This is a genomic window from Rathayibacter sp. VKM Ac-2928 (assembly GCF_022815545.1).
GTDB classification, from domain to species: Bacteria; Actinomycetota; Actinomycetes; order Actinomycetales; family Microbacteriaceae; genus Rathayibacter; species Rathayibacter festucae.
Map to the genome: position 1 here is coordinate 868,372 of NZ_JALGRU010000001.1, position 25,541 is coordinate 893,912.

Consider the following 25,541-nt stretch of genomic DNA (forward strand, 5'->3'; position numbering starts at 1 on the left):
AGCACGACGCCGACGACCTCTCGAAGCGGCTTCGGGCCGCGCTCGGTGTTGAGTGCTTGTCCGACCGCAAGGGACGTGGGAAGGGCTGGTACGAGCGGGACTGAGCGACCGGCGCTCCTTGCCACTAGACGGAGCCTAAGAGTCCGCAACGAGTCCGCAAGAGCGTCAGTCTTCGACTACCCGTAACCAGCACCGCCAACCGCTACATCCCGGTAATGATGCGGTAGACGGGCCCGGACGAAGATCGCCAACCATTGGGCCTACGTTCCGCTTCAACGTCTGACGACCGCCCGGGCTCCGGCTCGCGGAACGGCCTCCGGCTCGCAGGATCTCGACGATCCGGCGAGCCGGAGGTGTTTCCGCGTGCCGGAGGGCCGCGTCGGCCGACGTGCCGAGCCTCAGTTGAGGACGTCGCCGATGATCCAGCTCGAGAGGCCGACCAGCGTGCAGACGCCGACGACGACCCAGGCGACCGTCCGGCGGGTCGAGCGGGCGACGGCCTCCGAGGTGCGCGGGGTCGGCCGCAGCGGCGCGACGTAGGCGGGTGGCGCCCCGGTGGCCCCCGGGACCAGCCGGGGGAGCGTCACCGGCCGGCCGTCGACCCAGTCCGCCGGCAGCTCGGCGGCGCGCGCCGCCTGGAGGGTCAGCTCGGCCTTCAGCGGCGAGCCCTGGAGCGAGCAGTAGGCGACGGCGGTGAGGCCGAGGCCGGTGAGGTGGCGGAGGGTGGGCGCGAACTGCTCGGACATCGACGCGGTCAGCTCGCCCACGCGGTCGCCGTCGAGGCGCACCTCCACGAGACCGCCGACGAGGTGGAGCGTCACGAGGAGGAGGCCGCGGCCGCCCTGGGGGACCACGCCGGCCAGGCGGACGAAGTGCTCGTCCTCGCGCTGCACCTGCAGGGCGCGACCCCACGGCAGGATCGAGTAGCGCTCCTGAGGCGGCGCGTTGAGCGGCACGAGGAGCTCGGGGGCGACAAGGGCGACCTTCACCGAGGCGCGCAGGCCCTCCTCCGTCCGCTCGGCGCGCAGCCGGGCGGACGTCGTGGGGGCGGCGCGACCGGCGACGACGCGGGAGAGGCCGGTGAGCGCGGGGGCGCGGCGGTAGGCGTCGGGGAGGTAGCCGATCACGCGGCCGCCGGCACGGACGGAGACGGCGGGAGTGCCGGTGGGGTGGTCGGGCTCGGGGACGAGGACGACGTCGAGGATCCGGTCGGAGATCTCGCCGACGCGCAGCGGGCGGCCGACGACGGCGGCGATCTCCTCGATCCGCTCCGCCTCGTCCGTGGCGTCGACGGTGGGGGTGCCGGCGGAGTTCGGGAGGCGGTACTCGACGTGCTCGGGGGCGGTGTCCGGGAGCCTCCGCGTCTCCTGCGCGCCGGTGGAGCGCGTCGCCGCGTCCTCTGCCGAGCGGCGGGCGTCGGTCCAGGCGGTGCCGTCCCACCAGCGCATCGACTCCGGGTGGGCGTCATCGCGGTACCAGCCCGCAGGTGCGGCGCGTTCGTCGTCCACCGGGTCCCCGTTCTCTCGGCCCGTCGAGTCTACGAGGGGCCCGCGGCGTCCCTCCGCTCGGCGGGGGAGGCCCCGACTCCGCAGAAGCCGGGGTAGTCGCGCTCGACTACCGCAACTCTCGGGGAGTGGAGAGTGGCCGGGAGGCAGAGGCGCCTCCGAGTCCGCGGAAGTCGCGGTAGTCGCGCTCGACTACCGCGACTTCTGAGGAGTGGGGCGAGGCGGCGAAGTGCCGGGTGACGCGGTGGCGGTCGGGGCGTTCAGAGGGCCGGGTTCTCGTCCGCCGGGTCCTCCGACGCGAAGGCGACGAGCTGGGCCGGGGCGCCGGCGCAGTCGCTGAGGGCCGGGGCGGAGTCGAGGGCGCCGGCGAGCAGTCCGCTCACGTGCCGGGCGTGCCCCGGGTTGATCGGCGCGGGGTCCTCGAGGACCTCCACCAGTCGGTGGAGCACGGCACAGGTGTCCGGACGCGACATGCGATCCACCGTATTGACGGCCCTCGCCTCCCGGTAGAGGCGATTCGCGCCAGACCCCCCGTCTACGCTTCGGACATGACTCGATTCGAAGGCTCCGTCGTCCTCGTCCTCGGTGCCTCCGGCGGCCTCGGGCGGCTGATCGCGGACGAGCTGGAGCAGCGCGGCGCGACCGTGGTCCGCTCCGGGCGCCGCGCCGCCGACCTCGGCGACGCGCCGCTCGTCGCCGATCTCCTCGGCGAGGACGCCCCGCAGCGCCTGGTGGACGAGGTCCTCCGCCGTCACGGGCGACTCGACGGCGTCGTCGTCGCGGCCGGCGTCGTCGCCTTCGGCCCCTCGGCCGAGCTCGATCCGGCGGTGCTCGAGGAGCTCGTCGACGTGAACGCCCTGGCGCCGATCCGCGTGCTCACGGCGACGTTCCCCGCCCTGTCCGCCTCCGGGAATCGGCCCTTCGCGGTCACGATCAGCGGGGTGGTCGCCGAGGCGCCGACCGCCGGTCTCGCGGCGTACTCCGCGTCCAAGGCGGCCCTGTACTCGTTCGTCCGGGCATCGGCCCGGGAGTACCGGAAGGCGGGCGTCCTCCTGCTCGACGCGCGGCCCGGCCACACGGAGACCGCGCTGTCGCAGCACCCGCTGGCGGGCACGGCTCCGCGCTTCGGCGCGGGGCACTCGCCGGAGACGGTCGCGGCGCGCATCGTTCGCGCCGTCGAGGACGGCGAGACGGACCTGCCGCCGGCGGCCTTCGACGCCTAGACGAGTCCGGGAACAGAAGCGGTCGCTCGTCCCTCCACAGCCGCGTGATCGCTCGGCCCTCCCCAGATCTCGGTATCCGGCGCCGGAGCGAGCGCGGTGCTCGCCACCATCGACGCATGGGAATCCGTTATTACGCTTACGCCTTCGATGCCGATCTGACCGAGCGCGCGCTCGCCGACCCGCGGAGCGTGATCGGCGAGACCGCCCTGGCGGGCGCCTGGGGGATGCCGCACGGCGCCGAGATCGACGCCGCCGACCTGCCGCAGCCGGTGCCGGAGGACGACATGCTCTTCCTCGACCGGGCGTGGTCCGGGCTGCAGGCGCTGACCGCTCCGCGCTCGCCGGGGCAGCCGCCCCGGCCCGCGCACCGGATGCTGGAGGGCCGGGTGTCGCTGCGGGGGATGTGCTGGGATCCGTGGGTGCGCGCCGTTCCGCCGGGAGAGGTCGCCGAGATCGCCGACGATCTGCTCGCGCTCCGGCAGGAGCTCGAGGAGGGCCTGCCGCAGCACCCCGAGGGGGAGCAGCTCGGGCAGTACCTGGACCGCGCCGTGGAGTTCGCGTCCCGGATCGCGCGGTCGGGTCGCGGCTTCGTCTACCTGATCGGCTAGCGCGTGCCCCTCCCGGATCGGCCGGCGCGTGCGTCGCACCTCACGCCGTGGCGAAGCGCTGGGCCGAGCGCTCGCGGGCCTTCGCCGCCTCGACCTCGCGGTCCTTCGGCGGCGCGGTCGTCACCAGGTCCTCGAGGAGGTGGCCCGTGATGTGGGCGATCTCCGCCACGGCGCGGTCGAACGCCTCCTGGTTCGCCTTCGACGGGCGGGTGGCGCCGCTGATCTTGCGGACGTACTGGAGGGCGGCGGCGTGCACCTCCTCGTCGGAGGCGGCGGGCTCGAAGTTGTGGAGGGTGTGGATGTTCCGGCACATGCGACGAGGGTACGTCCGGGTGCGCGCGGGCGCGAGAGGGCGGACACCCGCCGTTCACCCCGGCGTCGCTCGGGGCCCCTAGCGTCGCTCCGTGCCCTCCGTCTCCGATCGCTCCCTCAGCCCCGACGCCGTCCTCGATGCCGCTCCCGACGCCGCTCCCGATGCGGCTCCCCGCGGCGCCCTCGTGCCGACGCCCGAGCTGCTCCGCTCGCTCACGCCCGAGGACGCCCGCGATCTCGTCGTGCTCGACGAGGACGACGACGATCCGGTGCTGCTGCGCCGCGACGGCACGCAGATCGACACCTGGCGCGAGGGCTACCCCTACGACGAGCGGATGTCGCGCGAGGAGTACGAGGCCGGCAAGCGGCTGCTGCAGATCGAGCTGCTGAAGCTCCAGAACTGGATCAAGAAGCACGGCCGGCGCTTGGTCGTCGTCTTCGAGGGGCGCGACGCCGCGGGCAAGGGCGGCACCATCAAGCGCTTCACCGAGCACCTCAACCCGCGGGGCGCCCGGGTCGTCGCGCTCGAGAAGCCGACCGAGCGGGAGGGCACGCAGTGGTACTTCCAGCGGTACGTCTCGCACCTGCCCGCCGCGGGCGAGATCGTGCTGTTCGACCGCTCCTGGTACAACCGGGCGGGGGTCGAGCGCGTGATGGGCTTCTGCACTCCGGAGCAGTACGACGAGTTCGTCCGGCAGACGCCGCTGTTCGAGAGCATGCTCGTCGGCGAGGGCATCGACCTGGTCAAGCTCTGGTTCTCGGTCTCGGCCGAGGAGCAGCGCACCCGGTTCACCATCCGGATGATCGACCCGGTGCGGCAGTGGAAGCTCTCGCCGATGGACCTCGCCTCGCTGGACAAGTGGGACGACTACACCGCGGCCAAGGAGGCGATGATGGCGGCGACCGACACCGCCGACGCGCCGTGGACCATCGTCAAGAGCAACGACAAGAAGCGCGCCCGGCTCGAGGCGATGCGCTACGTGCTGAGCCTGTACGACTACGACGGCCGGGACGACGAGGTCGTATCGCCGCTCGGACCCGATCCGCTGATCGTCGGCTCGGCGGCGGACGTCTACGAGCGCGGCGAGCACGCGGCGACCGCTCGGGCCGCCGAGTAGCGCTGGACCGGGGACGGGATCATGGGGGACACGACCGTGGGGGACGGGATGAGGAACGACGACGGCGTGCGTGATCTGCCGGGGGTGCACCTGCGCTGGCTCGCGCTCGACGAGCAGCGCCTCGACGCCGAGCGGCTACTGCCGCTGCTCGGCACGGCGGAGCGGGAGCGCTACCGCGCGACGGGGTCGGCGGCGGTGGCGGAGCGCTTCGTCTTCGGCCGCGTCCTGCTGCGCATGCTCGCGGGCGAGCTCCTGGGGCTGTCCGCCTCGATGGTCCGGGTCACCGCCCGCTGCTCCCGCTGCGGTGGTCCGCACGGGCGCCCCTGGATCGAGGGCGCCGAGCACCTCTCCGTCAGCATCGCGCACTGCCCGGGCGCGGTCGTCGTCGCGGCCAGCAGCGCGGGCGTCGTCGGGGTCGACGTCGAGCCGGTCGCGGGTCCGCCCGAGCGCGGCGTCGCGATCACGCGGATCGCCGGCGCTCCCTTCGCGACGGGCGGGTTCCGCGCCGCCGACCCGATCCTGCACTGGACCCGCATCGAGGCCGCGCTGAAGGCCGACGGCCGCGGGCTGGACGTCGATCCGCGGCGCGTCCGGATCCACGAGTCGCGCTTCACCGCGGAGGCTCGCATCGACAGCACGCGCTTCCGGCTCGCCGAGCCGCACCTCGACCCGTCGCTCCGGGTCAGCGTCGCGCTGGGCGACTCCGTCGGCGGTGCCGGTCCGATCATCGGCTGGCGCCGCGAGCACGGCGACGCGCTCGAGGACTCGCTGGTCTCAGCGGGCGGCCGGTAGCGGCGGCAGCCGCACGTCGACGAGCCAGGCGTCGAGCAGCGCTTCGACAGCCGAGACGGCCGTGCCGCCCGCGATCGCCGAGCCGCCGGCGACCTCGGCGCAGAGCGCGCGGAAGTCGTCCTCGCTCGCGGTGCCGGACGCGTGCCGCGCGGTCCAGGTGCGCAGGAGCCGGAAGAACACCTCGTCGCCGAGCCGGAGCCGCAGCGCGTGCAGCGTCAGCGCGCCCCGCTTGTAGACCCGGTCGTCGAAGAGGTCCACCGGTCCCGGGTCGCCCAGCACGAGGTCCTGGCGCTGGAACCGCAGGAGCGCGTGGTGCCGGCGGGCCTGGGCATCGGCGCTGGGCCCGCCCGACTCCTCCGACCAGAGCCACTCGGCGTAGCAGGCGAAGCCCTCGTTCAGCCAGATGTGCCGCCAGCGGGCGAGGCCGACGCTGTTGCCGAACCACTGGTGCGCGAGCTCGTGGGCGATCAGCCGCTCCGAGCCGCCGCGGCCGTCGACGTGGTTCGCGCCGAACACGGCCATGCCCTGCGCCTCCAGCGGGATCTCCAGCTCGTCCGCGGTGACCACGACGGTGTACTGGCGGAACGGGTACGGGCCGAAGACCCGGGAGAAGAACGCGAGCATGGCGCTGAGCGGTGCGAAGTCGCGCGCGACCCGCGCGGCCAGCGCGGCCGGGCGCGCGAGCGTGACGGCCACTCCGGAGAGCAGGCGGTCCTCGAGCACGTAGCGGCCGATCTGCACCGACGCGAGGTAGCTCGCGGTCGGCTCCCGCTGCTCGTAGAGCCAGGTGCGCCGGCCCGAGCGCTCGCTCGTCTCGAGCAGCACGCCGTTCGCGAGCACGGAGTAGCCCTCCTCCGCGCTCACCCGGATCCGGTAGGTCGCCTTGTCGGCGACGTCGTCGTTGCAGGGGTACCAGGTCGACGCGCCGGAGGGCTGCGAGGCGACGAGCACGCCGTCGGTCAGCTCCTCCCAGCCGAGTTCGCCCCAGTGGCTGGCGCGCGGCCCGGGGTGCCCGCCGTACTCGATCTCGACGACGGCGCTCGCGCCGGCCTCGAGCGGCTCGGCGGGGGTGACCCGGAGCTTGTGCGCGGCCTGATCGCTGCGCGCCTTGCGTCCGGCGACCCGCACCCGCGTCGCCCGGAGGCGGCTCAGATCGAGCGAGAAGCGGCGCAGCGGCTGCAGCGCGACGATCCGCAGGGTCGCTCGGCCGGCGAGCCGGTTGCTCGAGACCCGGTAGTCCAGGTCGAGCTCGTAGGACTCGACGCGGTAGCCGGTGTTGCCGATGCCGGGGAGGTACGGGTCACCCGCCGTCTCCAGCCCGGTCTGCGCGTCGCTCACGCGACGGGCGCGTGGTAGTCGCCGACACGGACCTCGCGCCACGGGCCGATCGGGTTGCCGCTCCAGCGGCTGCCCGCGGGCACGAGCTCGCCGCGCATGACGAGGGAGGCGGGGCCGACCGTGCCGTGCGCCGCGATGGTCGCGGCGGGGAGGATCACGCTGTGCGGGCCGAGGGTCGCGCCGGCGTCGAGACTCACGAGATCCATGCTCATGATTCGATCATGGAACAGGTGGGTCTGCACGACGCAGCCCCGGTTGACGGTCGCTCCGTCGCCCAGATCGACCAGATCGGCCTCCGGGAGCCAGTAGCTGTCGCACCAGACTCCGCGGCCGATCCGCGCGCCGAGGCTCCGCAGCCACCAGACGAGGGCGGGCGTTCCGGCCGCGGCGTGCGCGAACCACGGCGCCGCCACCATCTCGGTGAAGGTGTCGGCGAGCTCGCTGCGCCAGACAAAGGAGGACCAGAGCGGGTGCTCGCTCGGGCGGACGCGCTGGATGAGGAGCCACTTCGCCGCGGTCGAGACGCCTGCGGCGACCGCGCCTGCGGCGAGCAGGACGACACCGCCGACCACCGCCGTCGCCGGTGCCCCGATCACCGGCACCAGTGCCAGCAGGGCCGCGACGACGCCGAGGCCGATCGCGATCGAGACGACGACCGGGACGAAGCGCAGCAGCTCCCAGACGATCCGGGCGGCGCGGAGGCGCGCGGCCGGCCGGAACGTGCGCGCCGACTCCGCCTCGACCACCGTGCGCCGCAGCCGCACCGGCGGCGAGCCGAGCCAGGACGAGCCCGCCTTCGACTTGCGCGGGGCGGAGGAGAGGACCGCGACAAGCCCGCCCGCCGGCACCGTGTGTCCGGGCGCCGCCATCCCGGAGTTCCCGAGGAACGCGCGCTCGCCGATCTCGGCGCGGGCGAGCCGCATCCAGCCGCCGCCGAGGGCGTAGGAGGCGACGAGGGTGTCGTCGGCGAGGAAGGCGCCGTCCCGGATGGTGGTCATCGCGGGCAGCAGCAGCACGGTCGAGGCCTCGACGTCGCGGCCGACCTTCGCGCCGAGCAGCCGCAGCCAGACCGGCGTGAACAGGCCGGAGTAGAGCGGGAAGAGGAGGGCGCGGGCGTGGTCGAGCAGGCGCTCCGTGGACCAGACCTGCCAGCCGATCCGGCCGCGGACGGGATGCGTGCCGGCCTCGACGCCGCGGCCGAGCAGGCGCACGAGCACGACGACCAGGCCCGCCAGCACGACGCCGGTGACGGCGACCGCGGGGACGAGGGCGGCGACGGCGCGGGGGAGCGCCTCCGCGAGATCCGCTGCGCCCTGTACGGCGAGGGCGAGCACGCCGAGTCCCGCCGCGAAGGAGACGACCGGCACGGCGGCGAGGCCGACCGCCGAGACCGCGTAGGCCCAGACCCACGGCGTCGCACGCGGCGGGCGCTCGGCGGGGAAGCCCGCGCTCGCCTTGCCGAGGCGCTGCGCGGGCGAGCCGCCCCAGCGCTGGCCGGCCGGCACCCGGCCGAAGACCGCGGAGCCGGGCTCGATCTGCGCGTTCTTGCCGATGCGGGTGCCGGGCAGGAGGGTGCTGCGGGCGCCGACCGTGCTGCCGGCGCCGACGCGGACCGCGCCGACCCGCAGGACGTCGCCGTCGATCCAGTAGCCGGAGAGATCGACTTCGGGCTCGATCGCGGCGCCGCGGCCGAGGGTCAGCATGCCGGTCAGCGGCGGGAGCGAGTGCAGGTCGACGTCGTCGGCGATCCGGGCGCCGAGCGCACGGGCGTAGTGCGCGACCCAGGGTGCTCCGGCGAGGCTGACGGCACCGAGCTGGTGGGCGATCCGCTCGGCGAGCCACAGCCGCAGGTGCACCCCGCCGCCGCGCGGGTGGTCGCCGGCGCGCACCCCGCGCAGCAGTGCGCGGGCGGCGAGGACGGTGAGGCCCATCCGGCCGAACGGAGTGCAGAAGAGGGCGAACGCGACGACGAGCCCGGGCAGCGGCACGGTGGGCAGCCAGCCGAAGCCGGGCAGCAGGTCGAGCAGGGCGCAGACCGTGAGCACGACCGTCGTCCAGCGGGCGCCGCTCAGCACCAGGAGCGGCGCGCCGAGGAGGGTCTGCAGCACCTGCATCCGACGCGGGACCGGGGCGATCCGGTGGCTCGAGACCTCGCCGGCGCCGGTCGCGCGACTCGCGATCTCGGCCGACATCGCCGCGAGCCGAGGGTGCGCGTAGACGTCGGCGACGGTGAACTCGGGGTCCTGCTCGCGGATCCGGGCGACGAGCTGGGCGGCGGCGAGCGACCCGCCGCCGAGGTCGAAGAAGTTCGCCCTCTCGTCGACCGGGACGCCGAGGACCTCCCGCCAGAGCCCGGCGAGCCAGGCGGTCCCGGCGTCGAGCCCCGGGTCCGCCGCAGTGCTCTCGGGCAGCGGCCAGGGCAGTGCGGCCCGGTCGACCTTGCCCGACACGCGCGTCGGCAGCTCGTCGACCACCGCGAGCAGCGGCACGAGGGCGGCCGGCAGCTCCTCGCGCAGCCGCGTCAGCGCGGCGTCGCGGTCGAGCGCGCGCCCGCCGGCGAGGGCGAGGTAGCCGACGAGCACCTGGATCCCCGCGCCGGTGGTGCGGACGGCGGCCGCCGCGCCCGAGACTCCGGGCAGGCCCTGCAGCGCCGCCTCGACCTCGCCGAGCTCGATCCGCCGGCCGCCGAGCTTGACCTGGTCGTCGGCGCGGCCCTGGAAGACGAGTCCGGCGCTCTCGAAGCGCACGAGGTCGCCGGAACGGTAGGCGCGCTCCCAGCCCAGCGTCGGCGCAGGGGCGTACTTCTCGGCGTCCTTCGCGGGGTCGAGGTAGCGGGCCAGGCCGACGCCGCCGATGATCAGCTCGCCGACCTCGCCCTCGCCGACGCGGCGGCCCTCGGGATCGACGACGGCGAGCCGCCAGCCGTCCAGCGGCAGGCCGATCCGCACCGGGCCGGGCCCGCCGAGGGGAGCGGCGCAGGCGACGACGGTCGCCTCGGTGGGGCCGTAGGTGTTCCAGACCTCGCGGCCGTCGACGGCCAGGCGCTGGCCGAGCTCGGGCGGGCAGGCCTCGCCGCCGAAGATGAGCAGGCGGACGTTCTCGAGCGACTCGGCGGGCCAGAGCGCGGCGAGGGTCGGCACGGTCGAGACGACGGTGATGCCGTGCGTCGTCAGCCAGGGGCCGAGGTCCATCCCGCTGCGCACGAGCGAGCGCGGCGCGGGCACGAGGCAGGCGCCGTTCCGCCAGGCCAGCCACATCTCCTCGCAGGAGGCGTCGAAGGCGACCGAGAGGCCCGCGAGCACCCGGTCGCCGGGGCCGAGGGGCTCGGCCCGGAGGAAGACGCGCGCCTCAGCATCGACGAAGGCGGCGGCCGAGCGGTGGCTGACGGCCACGCCCTTCGGTGTGCCGGTCGAGCCCGAGGTGAAGATGATCCAGGCGTCGTCCTCGAGGGTCGGCGGCTGCAGCAGCGGGATCGAGGCGGTGCTGGGGTGCGGCGCCGACCCGGTGAACAGTCGCGCGGGCTCCGCGTCGGCGCGCTCGAAGCGTCCGGAGCCGGTGATGACACCGCGGACGGCGGCCTCGCCGAAGACGAGTCGCGCCCGCTCCTCGGGGTCGTCGGCGTCGACCGGGACGTAGGCGGCACCGGCGGCGAGGATGCTGAGGATCGCGAGGTAGAGCTCGCGCGAGCCGCTGGCCATCCGCACGCCCACTCGATCGCCGCGACGCACCCCGGCGGCGGTCAGCTCGGCGGCGGCGGAGACGACGCGGGCGAGCAGCTCGCGGTAGCTGAGGGCGCCGGCGGGATCCTCGAGCGCGGAGGCGTCGGGGTGGCGCTCGGCGGTGTCGCGGAGGACATCGATCAGGGTCCGCGGTGCCGGGGCGAGGGCGCCGGCGTCGAGGAGGTCCTGGGGATGCGCGTCCGTGCTCACTAGTGCTCTCCGTTCCGGCCGCGCGTCCGGGAGCGGGTCGGCCGGGGCGCCACGGTAGGGGCACCCGGTGTCGCGGAGGTGAACAGCCGGTGCCCCGCGCGGACGCGGAGCACCGGCGGTCGGCCTAGTGCGCGACCATCGGCCGCGGGCCGTCCGTCTCGGCGGGGCGCTTCACGAAGAAGGCGGCGACGATCGCGGCGGTCGCGATCGAGGCTCCCCAGACGAACGCGGAGTGGATGCCGCCCGCCGTGGCGACGACTTCGTCGACGCCCTCGCGGGCGAGCGCGGCCGACTGCACCGAGAGCACCGTGACGAACAGCGCCGTGCCGGCCGCGCCGCCGAGCTGCTGGACCGTGCCGATGATCGCGCTGCCGTGCGAGTAGAGCGCGGGGCGCACCGAGCCGAGGCCCGCGGTGAACAGCGGAGTGAAGACCAGCGCGAGGCCGAGGCTCAGCACCACGTGCAGGGAGAGGATGAACCAGGAGACCGAGTTCTCGTCGAGCGTCGTGTAGCCCCAGAGCGCACCGGCCACGATGATCGAGCCGGGCACCAGCAGCACCCGCGGGCCGAAGCGGTCGTAGCCGCGGCCGACGAACGGCGCGAGCAGACCCATCAGCAGCCCGCCCGGCAGCAGCAGCAGACCGGTCTCGAGCGGGGTGAGGCCGAGCACGTTCTGCGTGTAGAGCGGGAGCAGGATCAGCGTGCCGAAGAGCGCCGACATGCTCACCGCCATCATCACGATGACCACGGTGAAGTTGCCCGAGGAGAAGGTGCGCAGGTCCAGCAGGGCGCGGTCGGTCTTCTGCAGCAGCAGCTGGCGGACGATGAAGGCGGCGAGCGCGACACCGGCGACGACGAAGGGCACCCAGGGAGCGACGATCGCCTCGCCGCCCTCGCCGAGGCTGCTCAGGCCGTAGACCAGGCCGCCGAAGCCGAAGACCGAGAGGACGACGGAGAGCGAGTCGATCGGGATCTTGCGCGGCTCGGTGACGTTCTCGACCTTGCGGAGGCCCAGGATCAGCGCGCCGACGGCGATCGGCAGCACGATCCAGAACATCCAGCGCCAGCTGAGGAAGTTGAGGATGACGCCCGAGATCGTCGGCCCGACGGCGGGTGCGACCGAGATGACGATGGAGATGTTGCCCATCATCCGGCCGCGGATCGCCGGCGGCACGAGGGTCATCACGGTGGTCATCAGCAGCGGCATCATGATCGCCGTGCCGCCGGCCTGCACGACGCGCGCGGCCAGCAGGACCTCGAAGGTCGGCGCGAGCGCGGCGCTGAGCGTGCCGAGGCTGAAGAGGGTCATCGCGGCGGCGAAGAGCGTGCGGGTGTGCAGCCGCTGGATCAGGTAGCCGGTGATCGGGATGACGACCGCCATCGTCAGCATGAACGCGGTGGACAGCCACTGGCCCACGTGAGCTTCGACACCGAAGTCGCGCATGAGGTCGGGCAGCGCCACGCTCATGATCGTCTCGTTGAGGATGACGACGAAGGCCGAGACCAGCAGCAGGCTGATCACCAGGCGGCTGCGCGGATCGAGGGCCGTCGAGGGCGTGTCGGCCGCGGCGGCGGGCCGCGTCTCGGGAAGGGTGCGCTCGGTCACTGGTGCGTCTCCGGTCGTGAAGGGGATCGTCGTGAGGGGGCGCATCGCCAGGGTGACGTCGATGCGACGGGTGGTACGAGACTCAGAACACTGCCAGGCGCCTCCGACATTCCCGATCGGCCGACATCCGTCGCACAACCGGCGTGTCGGCCGCGAGGCAAGCGGTGGCGCGACGGCGCACCGCCGCCGCCGTTCTGCATGCTGGTCGAGCAGCCCCGCAGGGGCCAGTCGCGACTGCATGCCGGTCGAGCAGCCCGCAGGGGCCTGCCGCGACTGCATGCTGGTCGAGCAGCCCCGCAGGGGTGTATCGCGATTGCATGCTGGTCGAGTAGCCCCGAAGGGGCGTATCGAGACCCACCGTCCCCAGCAGGGCAGGTCGACAGTCGTCTCGTCTGTCGCCGGTGGATCTCGATACGCCCGCTCTGCGGGCTACTCGATCAGCAGGACGCCCGCGCGATCGTCACTCGACGGGAACCGGATCCCCGATCAGGCACCGACCGGTGGCGAGTGGTGCGACGCTCGCCCCGAGGTATTTCGTGTCACCGTCCTCACCTGACGCCTTGTGCCGGTACTGACCCACGAAGCACGAGTCACCGACTTTCACCGCGACGAAGACCGCATCGGCCCGCTCCTCCGCCGTCGTGATATCGACGGTGATCTCTACATCAGCCCGAGCGAAGCCGCCAGCAATGAGGGCCAGGGCAAGATCCCGGCCGGTCGGATCGCCGATCGTCGCGACAGTGGCCCGATTGATCGAATTGAAGGTCTCGAGATTCAAGCTCGTTGCTTGGTTCGTCGTTGCAGCGTCTGAAGTGCCAATGGTTGTAGACGGGACAGGAGTCGGCTCCTTCCCACGGGGAGATGCAGTTGTGCACCCACTGAGGACGAAACACGCGGCAGCAATGACCGCAGTCGTCTGGGACGAGCGACTTCGGAACCGTGCCCGCGATTGCTCTACTTCGGGGCGGACTCTTTCAGGGCTGCGTTCTGGTTCAACCCTTCGAGGCGTCAATGAGGTACCCATATCCATCCACGAAGGGGCAGTTCTTGAGGATCTTCCAGCCCTCGATCCGGTACGCCTTCACTTCTGCGCGGCACGCGGATGAAGTCGTGAAATATCTACCGCTGTATTGAATTGCACTGGCCGAATTCGGTGTAGCGGCAAGTAGCGCGGCACCGATCAGCCCCGCCATCGCGGTCAGGGATGTCCATTTAGTCAACTGGAGTCGCATCATCGTCCTTCCATTACGCGGGCATCGTCGCCCTTGTCTGCGGAAAACGATAGGTAGGATGCGGCACCGAGAATCGCGAATGGTCAGGAATGGCGGGGAATCGGCGCGCGACGTCGGCTCAGGGGCTCGGCACGGCTCGAGCTAACCTTTGAGCACCGCCGCGAACGCGTCCGCCGCCGCGTCCGCGTCCGCGGGCGTCGACTCCGCGCCGAAGCTGAACCGCACCGCCGTCTGGGCGACGGCCGGCTCGAGGCCGAGCGCCAGGAGCGTCGGCGACGGCTCGTCGCGGCCGGCCGCGCAGGCCGAGCCGCTGGACACCACGACGCCGCGCTCCTCCAGGGCGAGCAGGATCGACTCGCCGCTGCGTCCCGGCACGACGAACGACGCGATCGAGGGGAGCCGGTGCTCCGCCGCCCCGAGCGGCACGGCCCGCGGCACCTCCGCCGCCACCCGCGCCGCGAACGTGTCGCGCACCGCCGAGACGCGGGCGCCCCGCGCGGGATCCACGAGCTGCACCGCCGCCCCGAGGGCCACCGCGAACGCCACGTTCTCGGTCCCCGAGCGCCGCGCCCGCTCCTGACCGCCGCCGTGCACGAGCGGCTCGAACGGCACGCGACTGCGCAGCAGCAGTGCCCCCACGCCCTTCGGCGCCCCGAGCTTGTGCCCCGAGATCGACACCGCGTCCGCGCCGAGTCCGACCAGGTCGATCCACCCCGCCGCCTGCACCGCGTCCACGTGCAGCGGGATCCGGTGCGGCCGGCAGAGCGCCGCGATCGCCGGCACGTCCTGCAGCGTGCCGATCTCGTTGCTCGCCGCCAGCACCGAGACCAGCGCCGTGTCCGGCCGCAGCAGCGCGGCGAGCGCCACCGGATCGAGCCGCCCCTCGCCGTCCACCGGCGCGACCGACACCTCGAAGCCGTGCAGCCGCCGCAGATGGTCGGCGGACTCCACCGTCGCCTCGTGCTCGATCGCCGAGATCACGACGTGCCGGCCGCGTCCCGCGGCGAGACCGCCGAGCGCGATGCCCTTGACCGCCGTGTTGATCGACTCCGTCCCGCCCGAGGTGAAGAGGACCTCCGAGCCGCGCCCGCCGAGGAAGCGCGCCACGTGCCGCCGCGCCTCCTCCAGCGCGCGCGCCGCCGACGCGCCCAGCGCATGACTGCTCGACGGGTTGCCGTACTCACCGGTCAGGAACGGCCACATCGCCTCGAGCACCTCGCGGCGCACGGGCGAGGTCGCCGCGTGGTCGAGGTAGATCACGCGGCCTGAGCCTCGATCGCGATGTCGAGGCCGAGGTCGAGCGAGCGGACGCTGTGCGTGAGCGCTCCGACGGAGATCACGTCGACGCCGGCCTCGGCGATCGCGCGGACCGTGTCGAGGTTCACCCCGCCGCTGGCCTCGACAACGGCCCGGCCGCCGATCAGCGCGACGCCCTGCGCCAGCTGCTCGGGCGTGAAGTTGTCGAGCATGATCGTGTCGGCGCCGCCGGCGAGGGCCGCGCCGATCTGCTCCAGCCGGTCGACCTCGACCTCGATGTGCGTCGTGTGCGAGACGGCCGCGCGCGCGGCGAGCAGCGCCTCCGTCAGGTCGAGTCCGCGCTGAGCGAGGATCGCGAGGTGGTTGTCCTTCGCGAGGATCGCGTCCGAGAGCGAGAAGCGGTGGTTGTGCCCGCCGCCGCTGCGCACCGCGTGCCGCTCGAGGGCGCGCAGTCCCGGCGTGGTCTTCCGGGTGTCGACGATGCGCGCGCGCGTGCCCGCCACGGCCTCGACGTAGCGCGCGGTCAGCGTCGCGATGCCGCTCATCCGCTGCACGAGGTTGAGCGCCACGCGCTCGCCGCGCAGCACCCCGCCGGCGGGGCCGTCGATCCGCGCGAGGACGTCGCCGGCCGCGAAGACCGTCCCGTCCGCGGCGACGTCCTGCACGCGGATCCGCGAGTCGGCCTGCAGGAACGTGCCGAGCAGCACCGCGCCGCCGCTGAAGACGCCGGGCTCGCGGGCGACGAGGGCCGCGGAGGCCGTCGCGTCGGCGGGCAGGAGGGTGTCGGAGGTGAGGTCGCCCCAGGGGGCGTCCTCCTCCAGGGCCAGGGTGACGATGCGCTCGATGCTCTGACGGGTCAGCACGGGACGGCGACCTTTCTCGTACCGGCGACGCGGTAGGCGCTCGCCGAGGGGTGGGGGTGGTCGGTGCGGTGGTGGGCGCCGCGCGACTCGGCGCGGGCCAGGGCGGCGTCGATCAGGGCGAGACCGCAGGCGCGGAGGTTCGCGTCCTCCAGCGTCGCTCTCGACAGCGGCGCGGGGGAGCCGGCGGCGGCGAGAGAGGTCCGTGCCGTCTCGAGGCCCGCGGCGTCGCGCGAGAGTCCCGCGCCGGTCCAGAGCGTCTCCTGCAGCTGCGCGCGGTCGAGCGCGAGCGGCACGAGGGCGGAGAGCTCCGGCGCCTCGGACGAGGGCTCCGCAGGCGGTCCGTCGAGCGCCGCCGCGACCCGCCGCGCGAACACCACGCCCTCGAGCAGGCTGTTCGACGCCAGCCGATTCGCGCCGTGCACGCCGGTGCAGGCGACCTCGCCGACGGCGAAGAGCCCAGGGAGGCTGCTCCGCCCGTCGAGGTCGGTGGCGATCCCGCCCATCCAGTAGTGCGCGGCCGGCGTCACGGGGATGAGGTCGTCGGCGAGCGAGAGCCCGCCCGCGCGGCAGGCGGCGGAGATGGTGGGGAAGCGGTGCGCGAGCACGTCCGCGGGGATCGCCCGCGCGTCGAGGTGCACCGGCAGTCCGCCCTGGAGCAGCATCCGGTCGGCGATCGCACGGGCGACCACGTCGCGGGGCGCCAGCTCGGCGTCCGGGTGCACCCCGACCAGGAAGCGCTCACCCGCGGCGTCGCGCAGCACCGCGCCCTCGCCGCGGACCGCCTCCGAGACCAGGAACCCGCCGGCCAGCGCGAGCCAGGTGGGGTGGAACTGGTAGAACTCGAGGTCGGCCGTCTGGGCACCGGCCCGGAGCGCCGCGGCGAGCCCGTCGCCGGTCGCGACCGCGGGATTGGTGGTGTGCCGGTAGAGCTGCCCGGCGCCGCCGGTCGCGAGGACGACCGCGTCGGCGTCGATCCGCTCGACCCGTCCGTCCCGCAGCACGTCGACACCGGTCACGGCGGCGCCCGGGCGCACCAGGTCGACCAGCACCGTCTCCTCGAGCACCGTGACGGCGGCGGCGCGCACCGCGGCGACGAGCGCCTCCTCGATTGCGGAGCCGGTCGCGTCGCCGCCGGCGTGCAGGATCCGCGGCCGCGAGTGCGCTCCCTCCAGCCCGCGGGCGAGGTCGTCGCCGTCGCGGTCGAAGCCGACGCCCCACGCCTGCAGCGCAGCGACCGCCGCCGGCCCCTCGGCGCAGAGCACCTCGACGGCCGAGCGCGAGCAGAGCCCGGCGCCCGCGGTCAGGGTGTCCTCGACGTGCAGCGCGACGGAGTCTCCCGCCGCCGTGACGGCGGCGATCCCGCCCTGCGCGGCGCGGGTGCTCGACTCCGCGAGCGCGCCCTTGGTGACGAGGACGACCTCGTGCCGGCGCGAGGCCAGCAGGGCGACGACCAGGCCGGCGATCCCGCTGCCGACCACGACGACGCGGGCCATGTCAGACCCCTGCCACGGGAGCAGGAGCGGGAGCAGGAGTCACCGGACCGGCCGGCGGCACCGCGGCGAGCATCCGCTCGAGCGCCACGCGCGCCTGGTCCTGAACCGACTCGTCGACCGAGATCCGGTTGTGCACCGTCCCCGCGACGAGCCCCTCCAGCACCCAGGCGATGTACCCCGGGTGGATGCGGTACATCGTCGAGCACGGGCAGACCACGTCGTCGAGGCAGAAGATGGTGTGCTGCGGGTACTGCACTGCGAGGCGCTGCACCAGGTTGATCTCGGTGCCGATCGCGAAGGTGCTGCCCGCCGGCGCGGCCTGGATCGCCTTGACGATGTAGTCGGTCGAGCCGTACTCGTCCGCCGCGTCGACGACCGCCATCGGGCACTCCGGGTGCACGATCACGCGGACGTCCGGGTGCTGGAGCCGCGCGCGCTCGATCTGCGCGACGGTGAAGCGCTTGTGCACCGAGCAGAAGCCGTGCCAGAGGATGACCTGCGCGTCGAGCAGCGTCGCCTCGTCCGAGCCGCCGCCCGGCTTCCGCGGGTTCCACATCGGCATCCGCTCGAGCGGCACGCCCATCGCCTTCGCGGTGTTGCGGCCGAGGTGCTGGTCCGGGAAGAAGAGGACCCGCTGCCCGCGAGCGAACGCGTCCTCGAGCACGGTGGTCGCGTTCGACGAGGTGCAGACCACGCCGCCGTTCCGTCCGCAGAAGGCCTTCAGCGCCGCGGAGGAGTTCATGTAGGTCACCGGGATCAGCGGCACCCGGCCGTCGGCGTCCGGCTCGGTGCCGTAGAGCTCGGTCAGCTCGGCCCACGCGTCCTCGACCGAGTCGATGTCGGCCATGTCCGCCATCGAGCAGCCCGCGGCGAGGTTCGGCAGGATGACCGCCTGGTCCGGCCGGGAGAGGATGTCCGCCGTCTCGGCCATGAAGTGCACGCCGCAGAAGACGATCGCCTCGGCGTCGGGCCGGTTCGCCACCGCCTTCGCGAGCTGGAAGGAGTCGCCGACGAAGTCCGCGTACTGCACCACCTCGTCGCGCTGGTAGAAGTGACCGAGCACGACGACCCGCTCGCCCAGCGTCTCCTTCGCCGCGAGGATGCGGCGGTGCAGCTCGTCGGCGCTCGCCGCGGTGTACTCGTCCGGCAGCCGGCCCTGCACGGGCGACGCCGCGGGGATCGGGTCCGCCTGCGAGGCGCCGGGGCCGTAGGCCGGGAGGCCGAGGTCGAACGACCAGGGCGCGTCGGCGAGCTCGGGTGCGCAGGTCGCGCCGGGGGCGGCTCCCCGCTCGATGAGCTGGATGGTGCTGTCGACCGATGTCACGGTGTCTCCTCGATGGTGCGGTTCGGACGGCGGCGGCGGCCGGTGCGGGGCCGGCGGCGGCCTGGTGCGGGCGGCGGCCGGTGCTAGACCGGCAGGGGCCCGTTGTCGACGAGTGCCACGGACCCGTCGTAGCGGTACAGCCGGGGCGGGCGGTGACGGGTGCCCGTCAGCCGCTGCTCGGTCGGCAACACGGTCTTGGAGGCCTCGATCGTCCGGCGGAAGTTCGCCGGGTCGAGGGGCTTCTGCAGGACGGCCTCGTGCACCTCGCGCAGCTGGGCGAGCGTGAAGGTCTCGCCGAGGAAGGCCTGCGCGATCCGGGAGTACTCCATCTTGTTGCGCAGGCGCCAGAGGGCGTAGTCGACGATCAGCCTGTGATCGAAGGCCAGCTCGGGCAGCAGATCGGTGCAGAGCCAGGCGACGTTCTCGTCCACGATCGCTGCGTCGGCCTCGGAGGTGCGCACCAGGGCCCAGTAGACGATCGAGACCACGCGGCGCTCGCCGCGGGAGCGCTCGGTGCCGCCGACGGCGTACAGCTGCTCGAGGTAGCGCGGAGCGAGGCCCGTCGTCTCGCGGAGGGTGCGGCGCGCCGCCTCGGCGAGGTCCTCGTCGGGCCGGAGCGGACCGCCGGGCAGCGCCCAGAGCCCCCGGTAGGGATCGCGCAGCCGGCGGACGACGGGGATCCAGACGGCGGCGGCCCCGGTCTCCGGGTGCGGGCGCAGCGCGAAGATCACGGTCGACACCGCGAGCTGCGGCACTGCTGCCTCCACGAGCCCCTCCCTAAAGGTCACCCTGACCCTAACGACTCCCTGAAGCTTAGTGTCACCCCGACCCGAACACCACCCCGGCACCCGCCCTCCCCCCCGCCACGAGATGCCACTTGGGCCCGCGACCCGCCGAGTAACGCGTGCACACGGGGCATCTCGCGAGGGGGAGGGACAGCGCGCGCGCCCGCCCGCTAGGGTGAGCGGACAACCGAATACCGGGCCGCATACGCGACGCGGGAGAGCCGACTCCGGTCGGCACCGAAGGAGCAAGCCTCCCCGCCAATCTCTCAGGTCTTGTACCGCGTCGAACTGGCCACTCTGGAAAGCGATCCGCAGAGGATCCGCCGATGGTGAAAGCGATCGCCCCGCGAGGGGCGGCGTGAATCTCTCAGGCACCACGACAGAGGGGGAGTTCCCACGGCACTGCTGTGCCACGCATCACCGACCTGTGCGGGCGCGTGCGCAGCACTGCGACGAAATGGAGAACTCCCACATGTCCGAAGAAAACTCTGCCGACGAGAACACTGTCGAAGGCATCTCCGCTCAGACGGCCCCTGTCGAGTCCGGCGCCCCCGAGACCGGCGGCATCGAGATCGACTCGCCCGACGCCACCGCGCCGAGCACCGAGCCCCGCCGCTCGCCGCTGCACGACGTGCACATGGCCGCCGGCGCCTCCTTCACCGACTTCGCCGGCTGGTGGATGCCCGTCCGCTATTCCGGCGACCTCGCCGAGCACCACGCGGTCCGCACCGCGGCGGGCCTCTTCGACCTCTCCCACATGGGCGAGATCCTCGTCGTCGGACCCGAGGCGGTGGACGCCCTCGATTACGCGCTCGCGAGCGACCTCTCCGCCGTCGCCGTCGGCCGGGCGAAGTACACCCTCCTGCTCGACCGCACCGGCGGCGTGATCGACGACCTCGTCGTCTACCGCACCGGCGAGGACCGCTTCATGGTCGTCGCGAACGCGGCCAACCGTCACGTGGTCGCCGAGCAGCTGCGCGACCGCACCGCGATGTTCGAGTGCGAGCTCTACGACGAGAGCGACGATGTCGCCCTGATCGCGATCCAGGGCCCGCGCTCGCTGGAGATCCTGCAGAACGTGCAGGGCCTCGCGATCGAGGTCGACCGCGGCGAGGAGTCGGTGCTCGACACCGACGACGCCGCCCGCCTGCTCGAGGAGCTGCGCTACTACCGCGCCGTCCCCGCCACCTTCGAGGCGCACCCGATCCTGATCGCCCGCACCGGCTACACCGGCGAGGACGGCTTCGAGATCTACGTCGCCCCCGACACCGCCCCGGAGCTCTGGGAGGCGCTCGCCGAGACCGGCGCCGGCGCGGGCCTCGTCCCCGCCGGGCTCGCCGCGCGCGACACCCTCCGCCTCGAGGCGGGCATGCCGCTCTACGGCCACGAGCTCTCCCGCGACGTCTTCCCCGCGCAAGCCGGCCTCGGCCGCGTCGTCGCCCTCGGCAAGCCGATCGACTTCGTCGGCCGCGCGGCCAGCGAGGAGGGCCCCTCCGGCGACGCCCCCGTGCTGGTCGGCCTGATCGGCGAGGGCCGCCGCGCCGCCCGCGCCGAGTACAGCGTTCACGGCCCCGACGACGACGTCATCGGCGTCGTCACGAGCGGCGTCCTCTCGCCCACCCTCGGCGTGCCGATCGCGATGGCCTACGTCGCGCCGGCCTCCGCGCAGCCCGGCAGCGTCGTCTCCGTCGACATCCGCGGCAGCCGGCTCCCGATGACCGTCACCGAGCTCCCCTTCTACTCCAGAAAGAAGAACTGACCATGGCCGTTCCCACCGAGCTCCAGTACACCTCCGACCACGAGTGGATCCTGGTCGAGGGCGAGACCGCGACCGTCGGCATCACCGCCTACGCCGCCGACAAGCTCGGCGACGTCGTCTTCGTCGAGCTGCCCGAGGCGGGCACGCGGGTCGAGGGCGGCTCCGTCGTCGGCGAGATCGAGTCGACCAAGTCGGTCGGCGAGCTGTTCGCACCTGTCGACGGCGAGGTCCTCGAGACCAACGCCGCGGTCGTCGACAGCCCCGAGCTGGTCAACGCCGACCCCTTCGGCGACGGCTGGCTGATCAAGGTGCGCTTCGACGCGCTGCCGGACGGCCTGCTCGACGCCGCCGCCTACGACGAGCTGGTGGGCGAGTAGATGGCGGCCCGCACCCCCGGAGAGTTCGAGTCCCGCCACATCGGGACCGACGCCGACGCCCAGCGCACCATGCTCGCCGCCCTCGGCTACGACTCCGTCGACGCGCTGGTCGAGGCCGCCGTCCCCGAGTCGATCCACGTCCGCGACCTCGCGCCCGTCCTCCCCGCGCCGGCCACCGAGGCCGAGGCGCTGGCCGAGCTGCGCGCCCTCGCTGCGCGCAACACCCTCCGCCGCCCGCTGATCGGCCTCGGCTACCACGGCACGCTCACCCCGGCCGTGATCAAGCGCGACGTCCTCGAGAACCCGAGCTGGTACACGGCCTACACGCCGTACCAGCCCGAGATCTCCCAGGGCCGGCTCGAGGCGCTGATCAACTTCCAGACGATGGTCGCCGACCTCACCGGTCTCGACACCGCCGGCGCCTCGATGCTCGACGAGGGCACCGCCGTCGTCGAGGCGATGCTGCTCGCCCGCCGCGCCTCGAAGGCGAAGACCGACGTCTTCGTCGTCGACTCCGACGCGCTGCCGCAGACCCTCGCGCTGCTGCGCGGCCGGGCGGAGGCGGTGGGCATCCGCATCGTCGAGCTGCCGCTCTCGCGCACCGACGCGGACGACGTGCCCGAGTCCTTCGGCGCCCTCGTCCAGTACCCGGGTGCCTCCGGTCACCTCTGGGACCCGTCCGCCGTCCTCGGCGCGGTCAAGGCGCACGGCGGTCTCGCGATCGTGGCGGCCGACCTCCTCGCACTCACTCTCGTCCGCTCGCCGGGCGAGCTCGGTGCCGACGTCGCCGTGGGCACCACCCAGCGCTTCGGCGTCCCGATGGGCTTCGGCGGGCCGCACGCCGGCTACCTCGCCGTCCGCAAGGGCCTCGAGCGCCAGCTCCCCGGACGCCTCGTCGGCGTCAGCCAGGACGCGGCCGGCAACCCCGCCTACCGGCTCTCGCTGCAGGCGCGCGAGCAGCACATCCGCCGCGAGAAGGCGACCTCGAACATCTGCACCGCGCAGGTCCTCCTCGCCGTGATGGCCGCGATGTACGCGGTCTACCACGGTCCGGACGGCCTCGCCCGGATCGCCGAGCAGGTGCACTCCCGTGCCGCGCTGCTGGCGCGGCTCCTGCTCGACCGCGGACACGCGCTCCGGCACGCCGACTTCTTCGACACCGTCGCGGTCGTCGTCCCGCAGGGTGCGGAGGCGGCCGTCGCCCGCGCCCGCAAGGCCGGCTTCGACCTGCGCCTCGTCGACGCGGACACCGTCGCGGTCGCCCTCGACGAGACGGTGACCCCGGAGGAGGTCGTGGCGGTCGCCGTCGCGATCGGCGACCTCGACGCCCGGCACGGCGTCCTCGCCGGCGCCGCGCGCAGCATCCCCGGCGCGCTGGAGCGGACCACTCCGTTCCTGGTGCACCCCGTCTTCAACACGCACCGCAGCGAGACCTCGATGATGCGCTACCTCAAGCGCCTCGCCGACGCCGACTACGCGCTGGACCGCGGCATGATCCCCCTGGGCTCCTGCACGATGAAGCTCAACGCTGCCGCTGAGATGGAGGCGGTCAGCTGGCCCGAGTTCGCCGGCCTGCACCCCTTCGCGCCCGAGGCCGACGTCGAGGGCTCGCTCGCCCTGGTCGACCAGCTCGAGCGCTGGCTCGCGCACCTCACCGGCTACGACTCCGTCTCCCTGCAGCCGAACGCCGGCTCGCAGGGCGAGCTCGCCGGGCTCCTCGCGATCCGCGGCTACCACCGCTCGCGCGGCGACGAGGCGCGCACCGTCTGCCTCATCCCTTCGAGCGCCCACGGGACGAACGCGGCCAGCGCGGTCCTCGCCGGCATGCGCGTCGTGGTCGTCGCCTGCGACGAGCTCGGCAACGTCGACCTCGACGACCTCCGCGCGAAGATCGCCGAGCACGCCGAGGGCCTCGCCGCCCTGATGATCACCTACCCGTCCACCCACGGCGTCTACGAGCACGAGGTCGCCGAGATCTGCCGGCTCGTGCACGAGGCCGGCGGCCAGGTCTACGTCGACGGCGCGAACCTCAACGCGCTGCTCGGCTTCGCCCGCTTCGGCGACTTCGGCGGCGACGTCTCGCACCTCAACCTGCACAAGACGTTCTGCATCCCGCACGGCGGCGGCGGCCCCGGCGTCGGCCCCGTCGCCGCGAAGGCGCACCTCGCGCCGTTCCTGCCGGGCCACCCGCTCGCGCAGCGGCTCGAGCACTCCGTCGGCCAGCACGGCGAGACCGTCGTCCACGGCGGTGCTCCCGTCTCGGCGGCCCCGTACGGCAGCCCCGGCATCCTGCCGATCTCCTGGGCCTACGCCCGGATGATGGGCGAGGAGGGACTGCGCGCCGCCACCGGCGCGGCGGTCCTCTCGGCCAACTACGTCGCCGCCCGCCTCCGCGAGCATTTCCCGGTGCTCTACACCGGCGGCAGCGGCCTCGTCGCGCACGAGTGCATCCTCGACATCCGCCCGCTCACCGCGGCCACCGGAGTGACCGTGGACGACGTCGCCAAGCGCCTCGTCGACTACGGCTTCCACGCGCCGACGATGAGCTTCCCCGTCGCGGGCACTCTGATGGTCGAGCCGACCGAGAGCGAGGACCTCGCCGAGATCGACCGCTTCATCGACGCGATGATCGGCATCAAAGCCGAGGCCGACCGCGTCGGCGCGGGGGAGTGGCCGGTGGACGACAACCCGTTGCGCAACGCCCCGCACACCGCGGAGTGCCTTGTCGACGCCGAGTGGTCGCACCCGTACAGCCGCGAGGAGGCCGTCTACCCGGTCCGCTCGCTGGTGCGCGGCAAGTACTGGCCTCCGGTCCGCCGCGTCGACCAGGCCTACGGCGACCGCAACCTCGTCTGCGCCTGCCCGCCGATCGAGGCCTTCGCCTGATCCGCGCCTGACGCGCGCCGACGATCCGTCGCGGACGGTCGTGTCCGCTCTCTCGACACGACCGTTCGTGACGGATCGGCCGCCCGGCGCCGGACGACGAGGGGCGTCAGGGCGTCGGAGTGACGGAGGGCGTCGGCTGCGGCGCCGGCGCCGCGAACAGCTCCGGCCAGAGGGCGACCGCCAGCGGGTAGCCCACGAACGACACGATGTCGATGATCGAGTGCGCGATCACCAGCGGCAGCGTGCGCCCGAAGCGCTGGTAGAACAGCCCGAAGACCACACCCATGATCACGTTGCCGATGAACGGCCCGATGCCCTGGTACAGGTGGTAGCTGCCCCGGAGCAGGGCGCTCGCGAACAGGATCCTCCACCGCCCCCAGCCGAGGTCGCCGAGGCGCGCGAAGAGGTAGCCGATCATGATCACCTCCTCCTGCACCCCCGCCCGGATCGCGGAGAGCACCAGCACGGGCACCGTCCACCAGTAGGCGTCCAGCGGCGACGCGACCACCGCGACCGTGATCCCGAGCGCCCGCCCGAGCGCGTACAGACCGATGCCGGGTGCGCCGATCGCCACCGCGAGCACGACTCCCGTGCCGAGGTCGGGAAGCGGCCGGCGCAGGTCGAGCCCGAGTCTCCCGAGCGGACGCCGGCCGCCCTGCCAGAGGAGGAAGACGCAGAGCAGCACCGGCACGAGGTCGAAGAACAGCGCGAGCAGCTGGTAGATCAGGTCGAAGGCCGGCCGGTCGCTGAGCGCCCCGTTGATCGTCGTCGACTGCTGCCCGAGCGAGACCGAGCGGGTGAGCTTGTTGGCGATCGAGACGACGGAGTAGACCGCCGACGCCCCGAGGGAGAGCCCGAGGACCAGGAGGATCTCCGCCCCGATCCGGCCCCGGGACTGTGCGGACGCTGGGGGAGCGGTGGACACGCGGGCCTCTTCCTCGGATTCGCTGGTGTGCGCGGAACGACGCGCAGACGCACGTTTCGTGCGAATTCGCGCAAGGATTCCACCTCCTGGTTACCGCTGTGTAACGGTTTCCTCATCGTTTTGTGGCGATAGGCAGTCGATACATAGTCTCGACGGAGGCATTCGCGCGGTGGCCACCAGTCTCGCGCGCCGACGTCGTCGCCACGCGC

21 protein-coding genes and 1 riboswitch are annotated in these 25,541 nt (G+C 73.3%); of the genes, 7 read left to right on the forward strand and 14 right to left on the reverse strand.

The window, feature by feature from the left end; all coding sequences use genetic code 11:
• Positions 1-398: 398 nt before the first annotated feature.
• Together MT350_RS04135 and MT350_RS04140 are read right to left on the reverse strand one after the other, a co-directional pair.
• The gene (locus tag MT350_RS04135) at positions 399-1,508 is read right to left on the reverse strand and encodes a DUF2510 domain-containing protein (protein WP_243598907.1); all 1,110 of its coding nucleotides are present in this window, start codon (positions 1,506-1,508) and stop codon (positions 399-401) included.
• Positions 1,509-1,765: 257 nt separating this feature from the next.
• A complete protein-coding gene (locus MT350_RS04140; protein WP_160088252.1) occupies positions 1,766-1,978 on the reverse strand; it encodes a hypothetical protein in 213 nt (70 codons plus the stop codon).
• A 75-nt stretch (positions 1,979-2,053) separates the two neighbouring features.
• Here MT350_RS04140 and MT350_RS04145 point away from each other — a divergent pair, with 75 nt between their 5' ends.
• Positions 2,054-2,728, forward strand: coding sequence for an SDR family oxidoreductase (locus MT350_RS04145; RefSeq protein WP_243598908.1), 675 nt, complete (start codon positions 2,054-2,056; stop codon positions 2,726-2,728).
• 116 nt (positions 2,729-2,844) lie between these two features.
• A complete protein-coding gene (locus tag MT350_RS04150) occupies positions 2,845-3,336 on the forward strand; it encodes a hypothetical protein (protein ID WP_243598909.1) in 492 nt (163 codons plus the stop codon).
• A gap of 40 nt (positions 3,337-3,376) precedes the next feature.
• Here MT350_RS04150 and MT350_RS04155 read toward each other — a convergent pair whose 3' ends face one another.
• Complete coding sequence (locus MT350_RS04155; RefSeq protein ID WP_123702785.1) at positions 3,377-3,649, reverse strand: DUF2277 domain-containing protein; 273 nt, start codon at positions 3,647-3,649, stop codon at positions 3,377-3,379.
• Between the two features lie 199 nt (positions 3,650-3,848).
• Between MT350_RS04155 and ppk2 the strand changes: the two genes are divergently transcribed.
• Together ppk2 and MT350_RS04165 are read left to right on the forward strand one after the other, a co-directional pair.
• The gene (gene ppk2 / locus MT350_RS04160) at positions 3,849-4,766 is read left to right on the forward strand and encodes a polyphosphate kinase 2 (protein ID WP_279392201.1); all 918 of its coding nucleotides are present in this window, start codon (positions 3,849-3,851) and stop codon (positions 4,764-4,766) included.
• A 48-nt stretch (positions 4,767-4,814) separates the two neighbouring features.
• On the forward strand, positions 4,815-5,558 hold the full coding sequence (locus MT350_RS04165; RefSeq protein ID WP_243615424.1) for a 4'-phosphopantetheinyl transferase superfamily protein: 744 nt from the start codon (positions 4,815-4,817) through the stop codon (positions 5,556-5,558).
• On the opposite strand, the gene MT350_RS04170 is transcribed toward MT350_RS04165, so the two are convergent.
• From MT350_RS04170 to MT350_RS04215, 10 genes are all read right to left on the reverse strand, one after another.
• Positions 5,541-6,896: a M1 family metallopeptidase gene (locus MT350_RS04170; protein ID WP_243598911.1), complete on the reverse strand. Its 1,356-nt coding sequence runs from the start codon at positions 6,894-6,896 to the stop codon at positions 5,541-5,543. The two genes, MT350_RS04165 and MT350_RS04170, sit on opposite strands and share 18 nt — an antisense overlap.
• A complete protein-coding gene (locus MT350_RS04175) occupies positions 6,893-10,825 on the reverse strand; it encodes a Pls/PosA family non-ribosomal peptide synthetase (RefSeq protein WP_243598912.1) in 3,933 nt (1,310 codons plus the stop codon). The genes MT350_RS04170 and MT350_RS04175 overlap by 4 nt, the downstream gene beginning before the upstream one ends.
• Before the next feature lie 124 nt (positions 10,826-10,949).
• Positions 10,950-12,476 (reverse strand): DHA2 family efflux MFS transporter permease subunit, encoded by a 1,527-nt coding sequence (locus MT350_RS04180; RefSeq protein WP_374204678.1) that lies wholly within the window; start codon positions 12,474-12,476, stop codon positions 10,950-10,952.
• A 415-nt stretch (positions 12,477-12,891) separates the two neighbouring features.
• Entirely contained in the window at positions 12,892-13,209 is a 318-nt protein-coding gene (locus tag MT350_RS04185; RefSeq protein WP_243598913.1) for a hypothetical protein, read from the reverse strand.
• Between the two features lie 214 nt (positions 13,210-13,423).
• Positions 13,424-13,666 (reverse strand): hypothetical protein, encoded by a 243-nt coding sequence (locus tag MT350_RS04190; RefSeq protein WP_243615426.1) that lies wholly within the window; start codon positions 13,664-13,666, stop codon positions 13,424-13,426.
• Between the two features lie 138 nt (positions 13,667-13,804).
• Positions 13,805-14,923, reverse strand: coding sequence for a cysteine desulfurase family protein (locus tag MT350_RS04195; protein ID WP_243615427.1), 1,119 nt, complete (start codon positions 14,921-14,923; stop codon positions 13,805-13,807).
• Entirely contained in the window at positions 14,920-15,783 is an 864-nt protein-coding gene (gene nadC, locus MT350_RS04200; protein WP_243615428.1) for a carboxylating nicotinate-nucleotide diphosphorylase, read from the reverse strand. The genes MT350_RS04195 and nadC overlap by 4 nt, the downstream gene beginning before the upstream one ends.
• On the reverse strand, positions 15,777-17,276 hold the full coding sequence (gene nadB, locus MT350_RS04205; protein WP_243598916.1) for an L-aspartate oxidase: 1,500 nt from the start codon (positions 17,274-17,276) through the stop codon (positions 15,777-15,779). Before nadB ends, nadC begins: the two co-directional genes overlap by 7 nt.
• Before the next feature lies 1 nt (position 17,277).
• Positions 17,278-18,600: a quinolinate synthase NadA gene (gene nadA, locus MT350_RS04210; protein ID WP_243615429.1), complete on the reverse strand. Its 1,323-nt coding sequence runs from the start codon at positions 18,598-18,600 to the stop codon at positions 17,278-17,280.
• Positions 18,601-18,683: 83 nt separating this feature from the next.
• Positions 18,684-19,367: an NUDIX domain-containing protein gene (locus MT350_RS04215; RefSeq protein WP_243615430.1), complete on the reverse strand. Its 684-nt coding sequence runs from the start codon at positions 19,365-19,367 to the stop codon at positions 18,684-18,686.
• Between the two features lie 221 nt (positions 19,368-19,588).
• Positions 19,589-19,676, forward strand: a riboswitch (glycine riboswitch).
• A 346-nt stretch (positions 19,677-20,022) separates the two neighbouring features.
• Between MT350_RS04215 and gcvT the strand changes: the two genes are divergently transcribed.
• From gcvT to gcvP, 3 genes are read left to right on the forward strand one after another with little or no spacing between them, the layout of a single operon-like run.
• Positions 20,023-21,144: a glycine cleavage system aminomethyltransferase GcvT gene (gcvT, locus tag MT350_RS04220; RefSeq protein ID WP_243615634.1), complete on the forward strand. Its 1,122-nt coding sequence runs from the start codon at positions 20,023-20,025 to the stop codon at positions 21,142-21,144.
• 2 nt (positions 21,145-21,146) lie between these two features.
• Positions 21,147-21,521: a glycine cleavage system protein GcvH gene (gene gcvH, locus MT350_RS04225; RefSeq protein WP_243598919.1), complete on the forward strand. Its 375-nt coding sequence runs from the start codon at positions 21,147-21,149 to the stop codon at positions 21,519-21,521.
• Positions 21,522-24,407, forward strand: a complete 2,886-nt coding sequence (gcvP, locus tag MT350_RS04230; protein WP_243615431.1) for an aminomethyl-transferring glycine dehydrogenase — start codon at positions 21,522-21,524, stop codon at positions 24,405-24,407.
• Positions 24,408-24,513: 106 nt separating this feature from the next.
• Here the strand turns inward: gcvP and MT350_RS04235 are convergent, their stop codons facing one another.
• Positions 24,514-25,332, reverse strand: coding sequence for a CPBP family intramembrane glutamic endopeptidase (locus tag MT350_RS04235; RefSeq protein WP_243615432.1), 819 nt, complete (start codon positions 25,330-25,332; stop codon positions 24,514-24,516).
• Positions 25,333-25,541: the final 209 nt, after the last annotated feature.

What these genes read in the sequence shown, in the direction of transcription:
- MT350_RS04180 (WP_374204678.1), bottom strand. Translation starts at nt 12,476, where the DNA reads ATGCGCCCCCTCACGACGATCCCCTTCACGACCGGAGACGCACCAGTG.
- MT350_RS04140 (WP_160088252.1), bottom strand. Translation starts at nt 1,978, where the DNA reads ATGTCGCGTCCGGACACCTGTGCCGTGCTCCACCGACTGGTGGAGGTC.
- gcvP (WP_243615431.1), top strand. Translation starts at nt 21,522, where the DNA reads ATGGCGGCCCGCACCCCCGGAGAGTTCGAGTCCCGCCACATCGGGACC.
- MT350_RS04190 (WP_243615426.1), bottom strand. Translation starts at nt 13,666, where the DNA reads ATGATGCGACTCCAGTTGACTAAATGGACATCCCTGACCGCGATGGCG.
- gcvT (WP_243615634.1), top strand. Translation starts at nt 20,023, where the DNA reads ATGGCCGCCGGCGCCTCCTTCACCGACTTCGCCGGCTGGTGGATGCCC.
- nadB (WP_243598916.1), bottom strand. Translation starts at nt 17,276, where the DNA reads ATGGCCCGCGTCGTCGTGGTCGGCAGCGGGATCGCCGGCCTGGTCGTC.
- MT350_RS04150 (WP_243598909.1), top strand. Translation starts at nt 2,845, where the DNA reads ATGGGAATCCGTTATTACGCTTACGCCTTCGATGCCGATCTGACCGAG.
- MT350_RS04165 (WP_243615424.1), top strand. Translation starts at nt 4,815, where the DNA reads ATGAGGAACGACGACGGCGTGCGTGATCTGCCGGGGGTGCACCTGCGC.
- gcvH (WP_243598919.1), top strand. Translation starts at nt 21,147, where the DNA reads ATGGCCGTTCCCACCGAGCTCCAGTACACCTCCGACCACGAGTGGATC.
- MT350_RS04155 (WP_123702785.1), bottom strand. Translation starts at nt 3,649, where the DNA reads ATGTGCCGGAACATCCACACCCTCCACAACTTCGAGCCCGCCGCCTCC.
- MT350_RS04145 (WP_243598908.1), top strand. Translation starts at nt 2,054, where the DNA reads ATGACTCGATTCGAAGGCTCCGTCGTCCTCGTCCTCGGTGCCTCCGGC.